The organism is Planktotalea sp. (assembly GCF_018607965.1).
GTDB lineage: Bacteria > Pseudomonadota > Alphaproteobacteria > Rhodobacterales > Rhodobacteraceae > Planktotalea.
The window spans coordinates 1-16,878 of record NZ_JABBAM010000028.1 but is presented as its reverse complement, the minus strand read 5'-3'; the positions used below and the strand labels follow the sequence as shown (position 1 = coordinate 16,878).

15 protein-coding genes and 1 pseudogene are annotated in these 16,878 nt (G+C 52.6%); 8 read left to right on the top strand and 8 right to left on the bottom strand.

All coding sequences use genetic code 11. The features are described 5' to 3' along the window. Window positions 1–59 precede the first annotated feature (59 nt). Window positions 60–1,187 (top strand): peptide chain release factor 2, encoded by a 1,128-nt coding sequence (gene prfB / locus QZ279_RS02015; RefSeq protein ID WP_293447260.1) that lies wholly within the window; start codon window positions 60–62, stop codon window positions 1,185–1,187. A gap of 23 nt (window positions 1,188–1,210) precedes the next feature. Then, entirely contained in the window at window positions 1,211–2,698 is a 1,488-nt protein-coding gene (locus QZ279_RS02010) for an amidase (protein ID WP_293447257.1), read from the top strand. Here QZ279_RS02010 and QZ279_RS02005 read toward each other — a convergent pair. The 3 genes from QZ279_RS02005 to QZ279_RS01995 all read right to left on the bottom strand — a co-directional run bounded on the left by QZ279_RS02005 (window position 2,636) and on the right by QZ279_RS01995 (window position 4,901). Continuing rightward, window positions 2,636–2,848 carry a hypothetical protein gene (locus QZ279_RS02005; protein ID WP_293447254.1) on the bottom strand — a complete coding sequence of 71 codons (213 nt, stop codon included), beginning with the start codon at window positions 2,846–2,848 and terminating at the stop codon, window positions 2,636–2,638. The two genes, QZ279_RS02010 and QZ279_RS02005, sit on opposite strands and share 63 nt — an antisense overlap. Next, entirely contained in the window at window positions 2,845–4,005 is a 1,161-nt protein-coding gene (locus QZ279_RS02000) for an aromatic ring-hydroxylating dioxygenase subunit alpha (protein ID WP_293447251.1), read from the bottom strand. Before QZ279_RS02000 ends, QZ279_RS02005 begins: the two co-directional genes overlap by 4 nt. Window positions 4,006–4,325: 320 nt before the next feature. Beyond that, complete coding sequence (locus QZ279_RS01995; protein WP_293447249.1) at window positions 4,326–4,901, bottom strand: helix-turn-helix transcriptional regulator; 576 nt, start codon at window positions 4,899–4,901, stop codon at window positions 4,326–4,328. A gap of 218 nt (window positions 4,902–5,119) precedes the next feature. Here QZ279_RS01995 and QZ279_RS01990 point away from each other — a divergent pair, with 218 nt between their 5' ends. After that, window positions 5,120–5,494: a hypothetical protein gene (locus tag QZ279_RS01990; RefSeq protein WP_293447247.1), complete on the top strand. Its 375-nt coding sequence runs from the start codon at window positions 5,120–5,122 to the stop codon at window positions 5,492–5,494. A 32-nt stretch (window positions 5,495–5,526) separates the two neighbouring features. Here QZ279_RS01990 and ilvN read toward each other — a convergent pair whose 3' ends face one another. Further along, on the bottom strand, window positions 5,527–6,090 hold the full coding sequence (ilvN, locus tag QZ279_RS01985) for an acetolactate synthase small subunit (protein WP_293447245.1): 564 nt from the start codon (window positions 6,088–6,090) through the stop codon (window positions 5,527–5,529). Window positions 6,091–6,169: 79 nt separating this feature from the next. Then, complete coding sequence (locus QZ279_RS01980; protein ID WP_293447242.1) at window positions 6,170–7,924, bottom strand: acetolactate synthase 3 large subunit; 1,755 nt, start codon at window positions 7,922–7,924, stop codon at window positions 6,170–6,172. 349 nt (window positions 7,925–8,273) lie between these two features. Here QZ279_RS01980 and QZ279_RS01975 point away from each other — a divergent pair. After that, window positions 8,274–8,981 (top strand): annotated as a pseudogene (locus QZ279_RS01975) (SDR family oxidoreductase). Here QZ279_RS01975 and QZ279_RS01970 read toward each other — a convergent pair. Genes QZ279_RS01970 through QZ279_RS01960 form a run of 3 tightly spaced genes read right to left on the bottom strand, consistent with a single transcriptional unit; the run spans window position 8,978 to window position 11,600 of the window. Further along, a complete protein-coding gene (locus QZ279_RS01970; protein WP_293447240.1) occupies window positions 8,978–9,523 on the bottom strand; it encodes a pseudouridine synthase in 546 nt (181 codons plus the stop codon). The pseudogene QZ279_RS01975 and the gene QZ279_RS01970 sit on opposite strands and share 4 nt — an antisense overlap. Further along, window positions 9,520–10,161: a response regulator transcription factor gene (locus tag QZ279_RS01965; protein ID WP_293447238.1), complete on the bottom strand. Its 642-nt coding sequence runs from the start codon at window positions 10,159–10,161 to the stop codon at window positions 9,520–9,522. Before QZ279_RS01965 ends, QZ279_RS01970 begins: the two co-directional genes overlap by 4 nt. Before the next feature lie 14 nt (window positions 10,162–10,175). Further along, entirely contained in the window at window positions 10,176–11,600 is a 1,425-nt protein-coding gene (locus QZ279_RS01960) for a cache domain-containing protein (RefSeq protein WP_293447237.1), read from the bottom strand. 274 nt (window positions 11,601–11,874) lie between these two features. On the opposite strand from QZ279_RS01960, the gene QZ279_RS01955 reads away from it, so the two are divergent. The 4 genes from QZ279_RS01955 to QZ279_RS01940 all read left to right on the top strand — a co-directional run. Further along, complete coding sequence (locus QZ279_RS01955; RefSeq protein WP_293447235.1) at window positions 11,875–12,960, top strand: TRAP transporter substrate-binding protein; 1,086 nt, start codon at window positions 11,875–11,877, stop codon at window positions 12,958–12,960. 124 nt (window positions 12,961–13,084) lie between these two features. Further along, window positions 13,085–14,011, top strand: a complete 927-nt coding sequence (locus QZ279_RS01950) for a TRAP transporter small permease subunit (protein WP_293447234.1) — start codon at window positions 13,085–13,087, stop codon at window positions 14,009–14,011. Next, complete coding sequence (locus QZ279_RS01945) at window positions 14,011–16,365, top strand: TRAP transporter large permease subunit (RefSeq protein ID WP_293447233.1); 2,355 nt, start codon at window positions 14,011–14,013, stop codon at window positions 16,363–16,365. Before QZ279_RS01950 ends, QZ279_RS01945 begins: the two co-directional genes overlap by 1 nt. A gap of 316 nt (window positions 16,366–16,681) precedes the next feature. Next, a partial coding sequence (locus QZ279_RS01940) for a hypothetical protein (RefSeq protein WP_293447232.1) occupies window positions 16,682–16,878 on the top strand: 197 nt, incomplete at its 3' end.

Here is a 16,878-nt window from a genome sequence, read left to right as displayed (position 1 = left end):
TGTAGGTGGCTGGGGGCTGGTTTATCACGTCTAGGCTAGCCATTTAGACGGGACGCACCATGCGCGCAGACGCTCAAAACACAGTCGAAACTATTGAAAAATCATTGGAGTTGCTACGGCAGCGCCTAGATTGGGACACGGCCCCGCATCGGCTTGAAGAATTCAACGCGCGTGTAGAGGATCCTGATCTTTGGAACGACGCAACGGCGGCGCAAAAACTGATGCGCGACCGTCAAATGCTGGTCGATGCGATGGGCGTTTACACATCGATCAAGCAGGATCTCTCTGACAACATTGAACTGATCGAACTCGGTGAGATGGAAGAGGACGAAGAGGTCATTGGCGAGGCCGAGCAAGCCCTCACAGCCCTTGCAGCCAAAGCCGCTGCGAAAGAGCTGGAAGCGTTGCTTGATGGCGAGGCCGATAGCAATGACACTTTCCTTGAAATCAATTCTGGTGCTGGTGGCACGGAAAGCTGTGATTGGGCGTCGATGCTTGCACGCATGTATGTGCGTTGGGCTGAAAAGCGTGGCTATAAAGTTGAACTTCAATCTGAAAGCGCGGGCGAAGAGGCGGGCATCAAGTCTGCGGCGTATAAGATCACGGGCACAAACGCCTATGGTTGGCTAAAGTCCGAAAGTGGTGTGCATCGGTTAGTGCGCATTTCGCCGTTCGACAGCGCGGCCAAACGCCATACATCGTTCACGTCCGTGAAGGTTTACCCGGTTGTTGACGATAACATTGAAATCGAAGTTAACCCGTCCGATATCCGCATCGACACCTATCGTTCCTCTGGGGCGGGTGGTCAGCACGTGAACACCACGGACTCTGCGGTTCGTATCACGCACGCGCCGACTGGAATCGTTGTAACGTCGTCTGAGAAATCCCAACACCAAAACCGCGATATCGCGATGAAGGCGTTGAAATCCAGGCTGTACCAGATCGAACTTGATAAGCGGTCTGCACTGGTCAACGAGGCGCATGAAAATGCGGGGGATGCAGGGTGGGGCAACCAGATCCGTTCTTATGTTTTGCAGCCCTATCAGATGGTAAAAGACCTGCGGACGAACCACGAAACCTCTGACACCAAAGGGGTGTTGGACGGTGATCTGGATGGCTTTATGGGCGCGACATTAGCGATGAACGTAGCGGGAAAGAGCCGCGCAGAGGCGCAAAATACAGACTAAACAGCCTTGGGAGGGGCGTAGTGATGAATGAATTGGTTGATCAAGACGCCACTGTGTTAGCAGCTAAGATTGCGAGCAAGGACATCAGCGCTGAGGAATTGATGCGTGCCTCTTTGGCGCGGATCGCGGATGTGAACGGCAGTGTGAATGCCGTTGTGTCCTTGCGCGACGCGGATGATTGCCTTGCAGATGCGCGCGCGGCGGATGCCGGTCCTTCAAAAGGGCCGCTTCATGGATTGCCGGTCGCGATCAAAGATCTCGCCAATTCTGAAGGGCTGCTGACCTCAATGGGGTCGCCCATTTTTGCCAATAATATCGCCCAAAAAGACGACTTGATGGTTGCGCGCATGAAAGCGGCGGGCGCGATCGTGATCGGTAAAACCAACACGCCAGAATTCGGTCTTGGCTCGCATACGTTTAATCCTGTGCACGGCGTCACGCGCAACCCATATGATCTGACGCGCTCTGCTGGTGGATCTTCTGGTGGGGCTGCGGTTGCTTTGGCGACGGGTATGATTTCGATTGCGGATGGCTCTGATATGATGGGCAGTCTGCGCAATCCTGCGGCGTGGAATAACGTGTTTGGACTGCGGCCGACCTACGGTTTGGTTCCGCTCGATATGCCCGGTGATATGTTTCATCATCAGTTGGCGGTCGCGGGGCCCATGGGGCGCACGCCGAAAGACGTCGCATTGTTGCTGGATGTGCAGGCGGGGTTGGATACGCGCCATCCTCATAGTTTTGAGCATGTGCCGGCATCAGGCCAGCTTGATGGCGATATAAAAGGCATGCGCTTTGCGTGGCTTGGCGATTGGGGCGGGGCCTACGCGATGGACGCGGGCGTGATCGAAACATGCGAGATCGCGTTACGCCAGTTTGAGGCAATGGGCGCAAACGTTGATAAAATCGGCGCGCCTTTCCCTGCCGAGCAACTTTGGGAGGCGTGGGTAAAGCTGCGCGCTTGGGCCAATTCTTGCGGCAAAATGGCACTATATGAGAACCCAGAAACCCGCGCGATGTTGAAAGACGACGCAATCTGGGAAATCGAAACAGGCATGGCCCTGAGCGCGATGGAGGTTCACAAAATGAGCCTGATCCGAACGCAATGGTTCACCAAGCTAAATGCGTTATTCGCTGACTATGACGGAGTGATCTTGCCATCCGCGCAAGTGTGGCCATTCCCTGCAGAGTGGGACAGCCCTCGCGAAATTGCGGGCCGCACGATGGACACCTATCATCGTTGGATGGAAGTTGTGATCCCCGCCAGCCTTGTGGGTGTGCCTGCTTTGAACGTCCCCGCGGGATTTGGCGAAATGGGTTTGCCGATGGGTCTGCAAATCTTGGGGCCGCGTCACAGCGACGCCAAATTGCTGCGCGTTGGCCAACGTTGGCATGAAGCGACAGCGTTTTCGAAAAACACGCCAGATTTGAGCAAGCTAAAAAGCGAGTTACTCTTCGCGCCCAAGTGCCTTGAGGCGCGCATGCAATGTTGGCGCGTTTGGGTGGCCTAGTTCCAAGGCGAACACGTAAGCGTGCGTAAGGTAGAATCCTTGCGCATCCTCATTCAAATCGGCCTCTGCGGCCTCTGAATACAAGGTGACAAGGGCAGGGCGGTCATCGCGTTCATGTGCGGTTAGCAGGCGCGCGTCGAGATCGTTCATTCGGCGGCAAGAGCGGCGTTGCGATAGGTCTCAATCTTGCCTGCGACCCATGCATGAAAACAATGCGTCGGACTGTCCATCACAGCAGAGAACCGTCCACCATCAAAGCTGGGCGCATGACGGCCTTTTTGCATGCCCTCAACGACAAAGATGTCTTCTTCAAACACCAGTTTCCATTGCTCAGTATTGGCCGCGCGCATGTCTGCGTCAGTCTCGGGCGTTGCGTAGTACAGATGAATGTTTTCCACGGTGCGCCCTTCATTTTCGGGCACAAGGACGATTGCGAATGCATGATCACGGTGCGCACCGAGCAAGACGTTCGGGTAAACCGAGATATATTCAGCTGCCTCATTCCACTTTTCACCGACGCCTTCAAAGTCTGCAAACACTTGCCCCTTATCGCCCTTAAGCTGGCGATAAACCAAAGTACCTTGACCCGAATACGCATCAGGTTTTTCAATATGGTAGTGATCCTCAAGGCGCGAATAGCTGTTCAAACCGGGGTGAATCCACGGCAAATGATAGCTTTCACAGTAGTTTTCCACAGCTAGCTTCCAATTGCAGTTCACGCCCAATTGGAACGCGCTGTCTGGGCCGCCATGGAACAGGGGCTTATCAAACTCAGCCCAACGTGCGATCAAATCGGCGTTTGCTTCTTCAAAGGTTTGGGCACCTCCGTCGATATTAATCCAAACCACATCGCGCCAAATATGGCTGCGCACCTCGATCAACCCTAACAGAGTGCGATCAATGCTTTCGTGGGTGTTCTGGCCAGGCCCGCCAACATGGGGCGTACTGACAAGGCGACCATCTGTGCTGTAGCACCAGCTGTGATAAGGACAGCGTATCGCACCTTCGATCTTGCGAGGTTCCTCCACAAGAATCATGCCACGATGACGGCAAGTATTTTGAAATACACGTACCTGACCGACTTTGTCGCGCACCATCAAAAGTGGAATGCCAAGAAAGGTAATCGGAACCGCATCGCCGGTCTCCGGCACATCAGCTGTGACGCCCAAACCCGACCACGACGCGAAAAGAACGGCCTTCTTTTCTTCCTCAAAGACGACGGGGTCAATGTAGTGTGGATTGGGCAGGCCTTGCGCTTCGCTCACAGGGCGACGCACGGCGGAAAGATCGGTGATAAGTGCAAACATGGCCAAAGCCTCCCAACAGTGTTGGGGCATTCTACTAAACAGATGAGTGTTTCATATGCTCAACAGCGACGCTGACTTTTCTCACCGCGACCTTGGCGTCTAAGAAAAAGTTTCACCCAAACGCAATAAGCGCTGGTGATAGGGGGGCAAGTCATCAAGCTGACAAAGCCCTGCTTTGCGCGCCGTTGATTAAACTTGTTTGGTTGACTGCCCGACATATTCGTACACCAAGCGTGTAACGCGGGTTGTGCTGATGGACTCGCTAATTGTGCGGGCTGTATATCCATGCCAGAAATTACGATCGAATGACGCGACTGGAGTTACAAAGTTGAACGAGCCCGTCTCGCGTTGCGTCGCGACACCATTGCGCCAAACCCACCTTCCAGCTTTTGAACGTAGCCTCTGTATTGCCGGACACTTGCGTCATCTGAAAGCCCTTGCTCGCGTACAGATTTGCGCGTCTCAGCACCTTTAATAAAGGTCCATCCATCGCGACGATAAATGTACATTAGCCCAATGACAAAGCTTTCTGGAAACATAAAGCTTCGCCTTGAAAAACGGTAAATGCCACTAGGAAGAGCTTCTTCAGTAACCTTGGTATTTTGAGTTGCTGTGAATTCGCGGATCTCTGGATGGTTCATGAGATCGGGTTGCGTTTTAGCGATCGTTTCTAGCGGGTCAGTCAGAATGCGGGCGTCTGTTTCGAAAAAATCGCAAATACGTGCCAGCATATCCGGGCGCGGATAGCTTTCGCCGTTGAGATAGCGGTTAAACTGGGCCCTGTTGATATCAAGCTGGCGGCAAACCTCAGAGACAGACGGGTAACGTGAGGACAACAACCGTAGGTTTCGCCCGAATTGCGCGCGTGTTGAGACTGGTTTTAAGGTCTTTTCCATATGCTTAGCCTGTTATCTGTGAAGTTGTAGTTGGAAAACAAGAAAATCTCCTAACCTGAAAATAACAGTAATTTGATACAATTCCGATCAGGCTAGATTCAGAATTGAGTCAATACAACGCGTAGCTGTTACAAATTGCGTCCGAACGATGCTATATATGCTGTGGTGCTCGAATTTATTGGTGGCATACTAGATGCTTATTTAGTGGAGAGTGCGGAATGCTTGGAGTAGTAATTTGGACTGACGCTGGAGACGACAAAGCAATTATTTGGTGTGAAGATCATGGGGATTTGGCGTTCATTGGCCAACAGTCTCACGCTGCAGCGAATGGTGAACGGTTCGATCAAGGTGATTTGATACAGTTTGATTTAGCGGAACATGAAAATGTACGTCTTGCATGTAATCCGCGTAAAATCGCACATCACTATTGCAGTGATTTGGGTGCGGTGATTGAGACGGCCCAGACTGTTGAAATGGATATATCTGCCAGCGTGAATAAGGCGGATGCGCAGCTTATTGATTTCGATAGCGCAAAACGATTGCGGGCCAAAAAATCGCCCAAGCAGCAAGCAACTATATCAGCAGCACACTAAGCACTGCTGATATGTTTAGAAGGTTCTGAGGTTTATGCGCCACCGCGCGATAGGGCTGCAACACCCGTGCGCGCAAGTTCTAGTAAACCAAGAGGGCGCATAAGATCGGCAAACGCATCGATCTTGTCCGAAGGACCCGTGAGCTCAAATACAAAGCTCTCAAGCGTACTATCCACAACATTTGCGCGGAAAATATCAGCAAGACGCAACGCTTCAACGCGCTTTTCGCCCGTGCCTTCAACCTTGAACAAGGCCAATTCGCGCTCGACGGTTGGGCCCTCAACGGTCAAGTCATTTACTTGATGAACGGGTACGATCCGACCCAATTGGGCTTTGATCTGTTCGATCACCTGGGGCGTACCTTTGGTGACAACCGTGATGCGGCTTAATTTGCCAAGATGGTCGACTTCAGCGACGGTCAGGCTTTCAATGTTATAGCCACGTCCTGCGAACAAACCGATCACGCGGGCTAGAACGCCTGCTTCGTTATCAACCAGAACAGCCAGAGTGTGGGTTTCCTGTACGTCCGAGAAATTTGGGCGCAGGTTATAAGCAGAATGGCTATTCGCGCCTTTTTTGATTTTGAGCGGTGACATATTATGTCCCTTCTTCGGTTCAAAAATGTGGTCTGGAACTGGAGGCGCTTGAAGCCCCCAGCCAACAATTCAAGCGGTGCTAAACAAGCACAGATCCCTTGGCATCAATCGCGCCTGCGGTATCGTCATCGCCCAAAAGCATTTCGTTATGCGCTTTGCCCGATGGGATCATCGGGAAGCAGTTCTCGTGCTTTTCGACCAAGCAATCAAACAGAACAGGTCCGTCATGCGTGATCATTTCCATGATAGCATCATCCAGCGTGTCCGGATCAGAGCAACGAATGCCCTTCGCACCAAACGCTTCTGCCAATTTCACGAAATCGGGCAGGGAAGAGGACCAGCTTTCAGAGTAGCGTTCGCCGTGCAGCAATTCTTGCCACTGACGCACCATTCCAAGGCGTTCGTTGTTCAGGATGAACTGCTTTACGGGCAAGCGGTATTGCATCGCCGTTCCCATTTCTTGCATGTTCATCAACCAGCTGGCTTCACCTGCAACGTTGATCACCAAGGCCTCAGGGTGCGCCATTTGCACACCGATGGAGGCCGGGAAACCATAGCCCATCGTGCCGAGACCACCCGATGTCATCCAGCGATTTGGATCTTCGAACCCAAGATATTGCGCTGCCCACATTTGGTGCTGGCCCACTTCGGTCGTGATGTAGCGGTCATGCTTTTTGGTAAGCTCTTCAAGACGTTGAAGCGCGTACTGTGGCTTGATCACGTTGCCTTTTTGCTCAAAGCCAAGGCAATCAATTTTGCGCCAATCATTCAATTGGCCCCACCAGTTCTTGATCGCACCTGCGTTGGTCTTGCGACCACGCGACTTCCAAACGTTCAAAACGTCCTCAAGAACATGCGCGATATCACCAACAATTGGCATTTCAACGCGGATCACTTTGTTGATGGACGAGGGATCAATGTCGATGTGCGTTTTCTTGCTATTCGGGCTGAACGAGTCCAGCACGCCTGTGATCCGATCATCAAAGCGCGCCCCGATGTTGATCATCAGATCGCAGCCATGCATCGCCATGTTGGCCTCATATAAACCGTGCATGCCCAGCATACCCAGCCATTTATCGCCAGACGCTGGATAGCACCCTAGACCCATCAATGTGGATGTGATTGGAAATCCTGTTGATTCAACAAGTTCGCGCAAAAGCTGGCTTGCCGCAGGGCCAGAGTTGACCACGCCGCCACCAGTGTAGAAAACTGGGCGCTCTGCTTTTTCAATCGCTTCAACCAGCTCTGTAATCGTCTCAATATCCCCCTTCAACTGAGGTTGATAGTGCCCCAGATCGGCCTTTTCGGGCGGCGTGTATTTGTCAGTTGCGAACTGCACGTCCTTTGGAATGTCTACAAGTACAGGACCCGGACGGCCCGTTGTCGCGACGTGGAACGCCTCGTGGATCGTGCTTGCCAGCTCGGATGTTTCTTTCACCAGCCAGTTATGTTTCGTGCAAGGACGCGTGATGCCAACGGTGTCGGCTTCTTGGAACGCATCAGAGCCAATCATGAATGTTGGGACCTGACCTGTCAGAACAACCAGCGGAATTGAATCCATCAAAGCATCCGTCAGACCGGTCACCGCGTTCGTCGCACCGGGACCAGAGGTTACAAGACACACACCGGGCTTGCCGGTTGAGCGCGCGTAGCCCTCTGCTGCATGCACCGCGCCTTGTTCATGGCGCGCTAGCACGTGGCGAATGTCATTTTGCTGAAAAATAGCATCGTAAATCGGTAGGACCGCGCCGCCTGGGTAACCAAAGACGGTATCGACGCCCTGATCCTTCAGAGCTTTGATCACCATTTCCGCACCGGTCATTTTCTGGGCCATGCGCCTGTCTCCATATAAAAGGCGTTTAAATTCTCGTTACACATAAAAAAGCCCCCGTCCGAATGGCGGGGGCGCATGGGTTCCCTCACGGGCTGCCTTTACGGCTCCATGCACCTGAAATTCACGATGACGACGACGTCGCACATTGTTAAAAGCTCCTCTACGCGTGCAAGAACATTAGGTGTGATGAAAAGGGCCGTCAACAGCACAAGTGCAGAATATGTGTCGTCGGGTGGCGATTTTCTTTTCATTTATTGCGTTTGGTGGCGGGTTTAGCGAAATTATACGAAATTCTCCGCTTTTTACCACGACATTCACATGGTAACTTTGGCACAAACGGGAGAGATCAATGAAACTTGCAGGAAAACGAGTCGTTGTTACAGGCGCAAGCGATGGGATTGGACGTCACATTTGTCTGAAACTCGCGGCACAGGGCTGCCAGTTGGTGATCTTGGGACGTAATGAAGCGCGTCTTGCGCGTGTCCTGTAAGAGGTTGGCGCAATAAGTGATATGCTGGTGAAGACCTATTCTGCGGATTTCAACGATCTTGAAGCTGTAAAGAGTGTCGCGACCCAGATCACAGAAGACTTCGGCGGGGTTGATATTTTGGTGAACAACGCGGGTGTGTGGCACAAAACGGGACCGCTTGATACGATTTCGGACGAGGCAGTATTGACCACGGTCCAAACCAATCTGACTGCGACGATGATTTTGACGCAGAAATTGCTGCCAAGCCTGAGGGACCAATCCGAAGCCGCGATCCTGAACGTGATTTCCAAGTCAGGCGTTGTCGCGCAAGCGGGGCAGTCGATTTACACGGCGACGAAATACGGCATGCGTGGGTTCACGGATGTTTTGAAAGAGGACGAGACAGAAAGCGGCGTGCGCGTTGCGGGACTTTATCAAAGCGGAACCAACACAGACATGTTCGCCAAAGCAGGCGAAGAGGTGCCGAACCATATTTTCACGGAGCCCGATGACTTGGCCGATGTTGTCGTCTTCATGCTATCGCGACCTGCAAAGCTTTGGATGCACGACGTGAGGGTCGAACTTTAAGCGTCGCGCCATTCACCATGGGCGATACCATCGAGTGACCAATCGCCCACCGACCAACGCACAAGGCGCAAAGTCGGGTGGCCAACCGCGGCTGTCATGCGGCGCACTTGGCGATTTCGGCCCTCGCGAATTGTGAGTTCTAACCAACAATCAGGCACGGACTTGCGATATCGCACGGGTGGATCACGCTCCCAAAGTGTGGGCGGGTCAATGCGACGGACCTCGGCAGAGCGGGTCATGCCATCTTTTAGCGCGACCCCATCACGTAGGTTTTGCAGGGCTGCGTCATCAGGAATGCGTTCGACCAGAACAAAGTAGGTCTTAGGCCTTTTGAACTTGGGATCTGCGATCTCGGCCTGAAGGCGTCCATCATCGGTCAAAACAATCAGGCCTTCGCTGTCACGATCCAAACGGCCAGCCGGATAAACGTCGGGCACATCGACATAGCGCGACAGGGTCGGGCGTTCAGAGCCGTCGGTCCCCTTATCCGTAAACTGGGACAAAACGCCGAACGGCTTGTTCAATAGAATGACGCGGCTCACAGGAATTCGCTTGTCCCTTGCAAAACACCGTGTTCCATCGCGTAGCGGGTTAGGCCAGCTGTCGATGAAATCCCCAGTTTGCGTTTGATGTTCTTGCGATGTGTCTCAACGGTGCGAACGGAGATTTCCAAAACGGAGGCAACCTCTTTGTTGGACCGTCCCTTGGCCAGTTGCAACAGAACGGTTTGCTCGCGCCCGGTCAGGGCTTCGCGCGCTTCAGAGGTTTCATCGGGGATAAGCGACCCTTTTGCGCCAGTACACAGGTAGCGCTGGCCCTTCATAACACTATCAATAGCGATTTTGATTTCTTCTGTCGGGACGTCCTTCAACACATATCCCATTGCACCGTGATTCAGTGCGGTGGTGATGTATTCGGGGCTGTCATGCATGCTTAGAATCAAGATTCGCGTCTCTGCGTGGGCCTCTAACAACAGCTCGGTCGTGGTTAATCCGTTCATGCCCGGCATGTTCAAATCGAGCAGGATCACGTCAGGTGCTAACCCATCCGCTTGGTCTAGGATTGCCTGCCCAGACGAACATGTTCCAACGACATCTATATCGTCATAGCTTTCCAGAATGGCCTGAATTCCGTCTGCGACCATCGGGTGATCATCAACGATTGCAACGCGTGTCGACATTAGGAAGCATCCTCTTAACGGGCAGTTTTCGGGCGGGCATCGGGGTCTGGCGGCAGTATATGGCTGAGCGGAACGCGGGCTACAATAGCAGTACCGCTTTTGGTGCTGGTGATGGTCAGCGCGCCTTTGAGCTGATCCATACGTTCTTGCATGTTGCGCAGCCCCATTCCGACACGCGGTGTCGCTTGTGCGCGATTGCGACCTGCACTTAGACCTTGCCCATTGTCAGACACGGTCAGAACAGCGCCGCGTCTATCTCCGCGCATGGACACGTGGATCTCGGACGCCTCTGCGTGACGCTCGATGTTGGTCAACGCTTCTTGGGCGACGCGGTAGAGTGCGATTTTGGCGTCTGCGCCAAGGCGATTGCGAAACACAACAGTTGAGAACTCACATTTCATTTCGGTGCGTGCGACGAAATCATCGGTCAGCGCCTTAAGGGCGGGGCCAAGGCCAAGATCATCCAGAACGCCGGGGCGCAAATCGCGGCTGATGTTGCGAATTTCTTGGATCGCGCCTGCCAATCCTTCGATACCTTTATCTAGGATTTTGGGAACGGGCCGTTTGTCCATTCCCAATTGTCTGCGTGTTACATCCAGCGCGTATCGAATACCAACAAGCGTTTGGCTAATGCCATCATGCAGTTCACGTGCAACGCGGCCGCGTTCTTCTTCTTGGGCGTCAAACACCCGTTGGGTAAGCGCGCGCAATTTGGCATCTGCCAATTGGCGTTCGCGGATATTCAGCATCAAGCCGGAACCGAAGACTACTAAGAGCGCCGCGAGGGTAATGGCACCGATGTAGAGAAAGGTAGACCGCGTGCGTGCTTCTACCTGTGCGCGACTTGTTGCAATGGTCGCGATCACATCGTCGATAAAAACACCCGTTCCGACCGCCCATTGCCAACTTGGAAAGCTGGTAACGTAGGTGATCATGCGCGCGGTTTCACCCGTGGAGGGCTTGGGCCAAAGGTAACTATGATATCCGGCACCAGAACGCGCGATGCTAATCAGCTCATCAACGATCGGTGTGCCGTCGGCATCTTTCAGTCCGGTCCAGTTGCCATTGATCAGATGCGTATCGCGGGGGCTGACCAAATTGGTGCCATTATATGTGTAGACGAAAAAACTGCCCTCATCGCCGTAAATCATTGCGGCCAGGATCTGTTTCACCTGTTGTTTGGCCACCTCGTCATCAGGCGGTGCGCTGCCGTAGATAAAGTAAAACCCGTTACGCGCTTGGGTCACATAATTGCGCAACTCGTCCTTCTTGGCGTCAATCAGCGTCTGTTCAAGCGTCGCAATTTCGCGTTCAGCCAATTGGCGCGATTGATAGGCAACAAGGACTGAGATGGCTGCGACAGCGATGATCAACGGAACTGTTCCAAGCAGGAACAGCTTTTGCTTATAGCTAAGGGAAAAGGGGGCGCGCGCTGACATGGGGGTAGTGCTAACTGCGAATCAAAAACGAATCAAAGCATTAGAGTAGTCAAATTCAGCAATTCGGTACAAATCACCGACAACCTCGGAATCAGAATAGATCTTAAAATAGCTGTTAGCGCTAAATTAGGCTAAAAATATCGCGTTCTACCTACAACTTGGTATTCCGCTTGCGCATTTCGCTGCGTAAGCTTGCCTCACTTGAAACGATCCGCGCTGGGAGGGCTGATCCATCTTGCCTTTCCACGCATCACCACATCTGGGAGGATTCTAAATGGATCGTCGTTCTTTTCTAAAAACATCCGCACTTGGCGGCTCCGCTGCTGCTGCGGCAACGCTTGCAGCACCTGCGTACGCACAAGGCAAGCGCGTTCTGACTATGGTTCAGTCTTGGCCACGTGGCTTTGCTGTCCTTGATGACGCAGCAACATATCTGCAGGAAATGGTTGGCGCGATGTCTGACGGTCAGTTGACCATCGACAAGAAAGCACCAGGCGAGCTTGTTGGCGCGCTTGAAGTGTTTGACGCTGTGTCTTCCGGTCAGGCAGACATGTATCACTCTGCAGACTACTATTTCATCGGTCAGCACCCAGCATATGCGTATTTCACAGCCGTTCCTTTCGGCGGCACTGCGCAAGAACTGACAAACTGGTACCACCACGGCGGCGGCCACGAGCTGCACAACGAGCTAGGCGAGATCTTCAACTTGAAGTCCTTCCTTGCTGGTAACTCTGGTTCACAGTCTGGTGGTTGGTTCCGCAAGGAAATCAACTCTGCGGCTGACTTCAACGGTTTGAAGTTCCGTATGCCAGGTCTTGGCGGCAAAGTTTTGGGTAAGCTGGGCGCATCTGTCCAGAACATCCCGGGCGGCGAACTGTACCAAGCTCTGTCTTCTGGTGCTTTGGACGGCCTTGAGTGGGTTGGCCCAATGGCCGACGAACGCGCCGGCTTCCAAGAAGTTGCAAAAGTGTACTACGCAGCTGGTTTCCACGAGCCAGGTTCCGGCCTTGCAATGGGCATGAACCTTGACGTGTATAACGATCTGTCACCTGCACATCAGGCGATCATTTCGAACTCTTGCGCGGCGACAACGCATTTGCAGCTGTCCGAGACACTTGCAAACAACGGTGCTGCTCTTGCACGTCTTCAGTCTCAGGGCGTCAAAGTTCTGCAGTTTTCTGACGATGTTTGGGATGCATTCGGTAAAGCGTCTGCAGAAGTTATGGACGAAAACATGGGCGACGAAATCTTCGCGAAGACACGTAAGTCCTTCGAAGAGTCCATGGCGTCTAGCTCTTCCTGGATCGACAAGTCTGATGGCTTCTACGTTCAGCAGCGTAACCGCGTTCTGGGCAGCTAAGCCTAATCGCTTAAGACTATTGGACGGGCCTCTGCAATGCAGGGGCCCTGCCATCTACAAACAAAAAACCGGACGCTCAAAGTAAGCGTCGCATTTAGATCGGTTTTCATGAGGGGGGACACCAATGGAAGACGAAGCGTCTCGCGGGGCACTCGCAGCACTTGGCGATGGATTGCTCTGGTTTATTCAGAACATTGGTATGGCATTTTATAACTTCGGTTATGCCGTTTCTCATCCGGCCTCGTGGCTGGATTGGAGCAACAGCCAATCCATGATGCGATTCATCTATTACGGTGGTTCGGTCGAGTTCTTCTTTGTTGTCTTCACGGCCTTCCTTGTCCTTACGGCCGTCGGCATGTGGCGAAATTCAGTGATGTGGGGAACGGTCCGCATCCTTGAAGGTTTTGCCAACACGGTTGGACGTTTCTTTGCATGGGCGGGCCTTTTAATGGTTCTTCAGCAGATCGTCATCGTCTTTATGCAGCGCATCTTTACGCGCCCTGATATTTCGTTTGGCTTTGGTATTCCGCTACAATTCGACATTAGCTGGTTTGCCGAAGAACTGAAACTTTACAATGCGTTAGTCGTCTGTCTTTGTGTGACATATACGTTCGTGCAAGGCGGGCATGTGCGCGTGGATTTGGTTTATTCAGCCGTTAAGTACCGCACCAAGAAAGTCATCGACATGGTTGGGTCATTGATCTTTATGATGCCCACTGCTGTCTTGATCTGGATGTATGGCTGGTACTTCATGTGGCGACATCTTGTGACGCCAAAGGTATCTGCGTCCGACAGTATCGAATTGCTGATGCGCAAGTCCAAGTTGCTGAAATGGAACGTCGAAACCATCGGTTTCTCGCCCAACGGCTTTACAGCTTACTTCCTTTTCAAGCTTTTGCTCGTGGCCTTCACAGCCATGGTCTTCTTGCAAGCCATCGCCTTCTTCTACCGCTCATACCTTGAGTGGAAAGAGGGTCCTGAAAGTGAGGGCAAGTACCTCGACAAAGATACGCTCGGTGAGGGCGAAGAAGCTTACGAGGGAGCGCACTGATGCTTTTCGGATTAGATGGCGTAGAAGTAGGCCTAATCATTGTTTTCCTGTGCCTCTTCGGTGGCATTTTATCGGGCTTTCCAGTCGCGTTCGCGATTGGTGGGGCTGGTGTTATTTCCTTCGGCATCATTGCGTTGCTCGATGGTGCAGGATTGCTTATTCACCAAGCAATCGACACAGGGTCGGTCATGTATTCGGACTTGGTTAATTCGGGCGTAAAGCCTGATGCGATTTCGATATTCCGATACCCTGAATTACCGCGCATGGACGAATCTGTTTTCCCACGCGGTTGGGAATTCGCACTGGATCGTAACGTTTCCTTCATTGTGAACCGTATGAACGAGCGTGTTCTTGCGGGTCAGTCAATCGAAACACTTCTTGCGGTTTTGATGTTCGTTCTTATGGGCATCACGCTTGAGCGTTCCAAAATTGCTAACGACTTGCTGACAACAATGGCAAAGGTCTTCGGACCGCTGCCAGGTGGTTTGGCTGTCTCGGTTGTTGTAGTTGGTGCGTTTCTTGCGGCGTCTACAGGTATTGTTGGTGCGACGGTTGTGACGATGGGTTTGCTTAGCCTGCCTACCATGCTGCGCAACAATTATTCGCCAGAGATTGCGACAGGGGTCATTGCGGCGTCGGGCACGTTGGGGCAGATCATCCCGCCCTCAATCGTGATTGTTCTTCTTGGAACGCTGGCGGGCGATTTGTATTCATCCGCGCAAGAATCCCGCGCGATTGAAGCGGGCTGTACGGACGCGTTGACCTACTTGGGTGAACCTGCGGTCCTCTCCGTTGGTACGCTGTTCCAAGCGGCGCTTTTACCGGGTGTTTTGCTTGCGCTCTTGTATGCGCTCTATGCCTTTGGCTACGCGTTGATGAACCCGACCAAAGCACCAGCGGTGCAAATGGGTGTCAGCAGCGGTGAAGTTCTGACACGCTCTGAAAGCCTGACGTGGTTCCTTGGTGTGCCAGTTGCGTTGATCGCGGGCATGATGTTGATGGGCAACCTGAATATCATCGGCAACCAAAGCATCGCAGTGGACAGTTATTCTGACATCGGTGAGGGCGCGAGCCTGCGCACGAATGTTGGTGCAGATTGTCAGGCCTCCATGATCGAACTTCACGGTCAAGAGGCGTGGGACGAGGCCATTGCACAGATGGTTGTTATCGATGCAGCGGGTGGTATCGCTGAAAGTGTTAAACTGACCGAGGAAGAAATGGTTGATGCGATTGCGGCGAAAGAAGCAGCAGCAGCACCAATCGGCACAGGCATCGCCATTCTGGCAGTGCTCTTGGCGCTTATCCTGACAACGGCGCGCGGTGTGCGCCCGTCAGGGGATCATCGCCCGATCTATATCGGTCTGATCGGTGTGGTGCTGGGCTTGCTGGTCGATATATTGTTTATTCGGCCGTCTACCAGTTCCGGTGTGACTGTTATCTTGATGCTGATCCCTTGGGCTATCGCGCTTTATGGCTGTGTTCACGCCGCAGCGATGTTGGCCAAGAACGAGCTGATCCGCGTGGTCTTTCCACCACTGGTTCTGATTGTTGCAGTGCTTGGTTCCATCCTTGGCGGTATCACCAATCCAACACCTGCAGCCGCACTTGGTGCGGGGGGTGCGATTATGTTGGCGGCCTACCGTCGTCTGCGCGACGAGGATAAGTCGGGCAAGATCGTGATCTTCTCGACCTTGGCTGTGATGTTGATGATCTTGATCGGTGTGAACTTCGATCTTCGCGTCAATCAGGGCAGCCCAAGTTTCGAGACATGGGTCGCCTTTGCGTTCGCCTACACGGCTTGGCTCTATGCGGCGTTTGGTTTGCTGTTCTCATGCTACGTTCTGTATCGTTCGGGCGTTTTGCCACCGGTGGTGCGTGAGACGGCGAAGGTGACCAGCATGGTCTTTACCATTCTGATTGGTAGCCAAGTCTTGAACCTTGTGGTGATTTCCTTTGGAGGCGAACACTATATCCAGCAGTTCCTGAAGAGCTTTGACAACGAACTTACGGTCTTCCTGATCGTGATGCTTGTGCTCTTCGTGCTTGGCTTTGTGCTTGATTTCCTTGAGATCATTTACATTGTTATCCCAATCGTGGGCCCTGTCATCTACGGCGGTACGTTCGATCCCAAATGGGTGACGATCATGATCGCTGTGAACTTGCAGACGTCGTTCCTGACACCCCCCTTTGGTTTCGCGCTGTTCTATCTGCGCGGGGTCGCACCCAAGGGCGTCACGACACGCCACATCTATCGCGGCGTTGCACCCTTCGTGCTTATTCAGGTCTGTGGTTTGGGATTGCTTTGGATGTTCCCAGCCATCGTAACAATCGTTCCGGATCTGATCCCGAATTGATCTGAACGCTAAGTTTAAAAATAAAGAAAGCGAGGTTTGCGGACCTCGCTTTTTTTGTGCCTTGGGCAAGTGTCAGGCGCAGGATGGGACGGCAGTGCGTAACACAGTCTGGACTAAGAGCCTTTGCGCTGTGATGTGTGAGATAGGACCTGATTCAATGTGGTCATATGGAATAGCACGGTAGATATTGATAGAATGTTGGATTACATAACAGCGGTTATCCGCGAAATGTGGGCATTCTTGAGTTTTGTTACTATTATGTTCAGACGTGTTTTACGAGTAAGCACAGTTTACTGGACTGATAAGGCTTCTATCGATGACTGTTGGATATATGATTGGTGTTGTCTTAAGGCGCGTCTTTATGGGGGCTTTTTCAGCATTCATTGTGATGTTGGTGGTGGGGCGGTCTTCCGAATACCTAGGATTGATGCCATCTGAGCCCGAAGCTACTCGCTATGCGACATGGTTGTTTTTCGCAGTAGCTTTCATTGTCGCAATTCTAGGTCTTGTGGC

Excerpts from the sequence above, each read along its gene's own strand:
- prfB (WP_293447260.1), top strand. The coding sequence starts at position 60 with ATGCGCGCAGACGCTCAAAACACAGTCGAAACTATTGAAAAATCATTG.
- QZ279_RS02010 (WP_293447257.1), top strand. The coding sequence starts at position 1,211 with ATGAATGAATTGGTTGATCAAGACGCCACTGTGTTAGCAGCTAAGATT.
- QZ279_RS02005 (WP_293447254.1), bottom strand. The coding sequence starts at position 2,848 with ATGAACGATCTCGACGCGCGCCTGCTAACCGCACATGAACGCGATGAC.
- QZ279_RS02000 (WP_293447251.1), bottom strand. The coding sequence starts at position 4,005 with ATGTTTGCACTTATCACCGATCTTTCCGCCGTGCGTCGCCCTGTGAGC.
- QZ279_RS01995 (WP_293447249.1), bottom strand. The coding sequence starts at position 4,901 with ATGGAAAAGACCTTAAAACCAGTCTCAACACGCGCGCAATTCGGGCGA.
- QZ279_RS01990 (WP_293447247.1), top strand. The coding sequence starts at position 5,120 with ATGCTTGGAGTAGTAATTTGGACTGACGCTGGAGACGACAAAGCAATT.
- ilvN (WP_293447245.1), bottom strand. The coding sequence starts at position 6,090 with ATGTCACCGCTCAAAATCAAAAAAGGCGCGAATAGCCATTCTGCTTAT.
- QZ279_RS01980 (WP_293447242.1), bottom strand. The coding sequence starts at position 7,924 with ATGGCCCAGAAAATGACCGGTGCGGAAATGGTGATCAAAGCTCTGAAG.
- QZ279_RS01965 (WP_293447238.1), bottom strand. The coding sequence starts at position 10,161 with ATGTCGACACGCGTTGCAATCGTTGATGATCACCCGATGGTCGCAGAC.
- QZ279_RS01960 (WP_293447237.1), bottom strand. The coding sequence starts at position 11,600 with ATGTCAGCGCGCGCCCCCTTTTCCCTTAGCTATAAGCAAAAGCTGTTC.
- QZ279_RS01955 (WP_293447235.1), top strand. The coding sequence starts at position 11,875 with ATGGATCGTCGTTCTTTTCTAAAAACATCCGCACTTGGCGGCTCCGCT.
- QZ279_RS01950 (WP_293447234.1), top strand. The coding sequence starts at position 13,085 with ATGGAAGACGAAGCGTCTCGCGGGGCACTCGCAGCACTTGGCGATGGA.
- QZ279_RS01945 (WP_293447233.1), top strand. The coding sequence starts at position 14,011 with ATGCTTTTCGGATTAGATGGCGTAGAAGTAGGCCTAATCATTGTTTTC.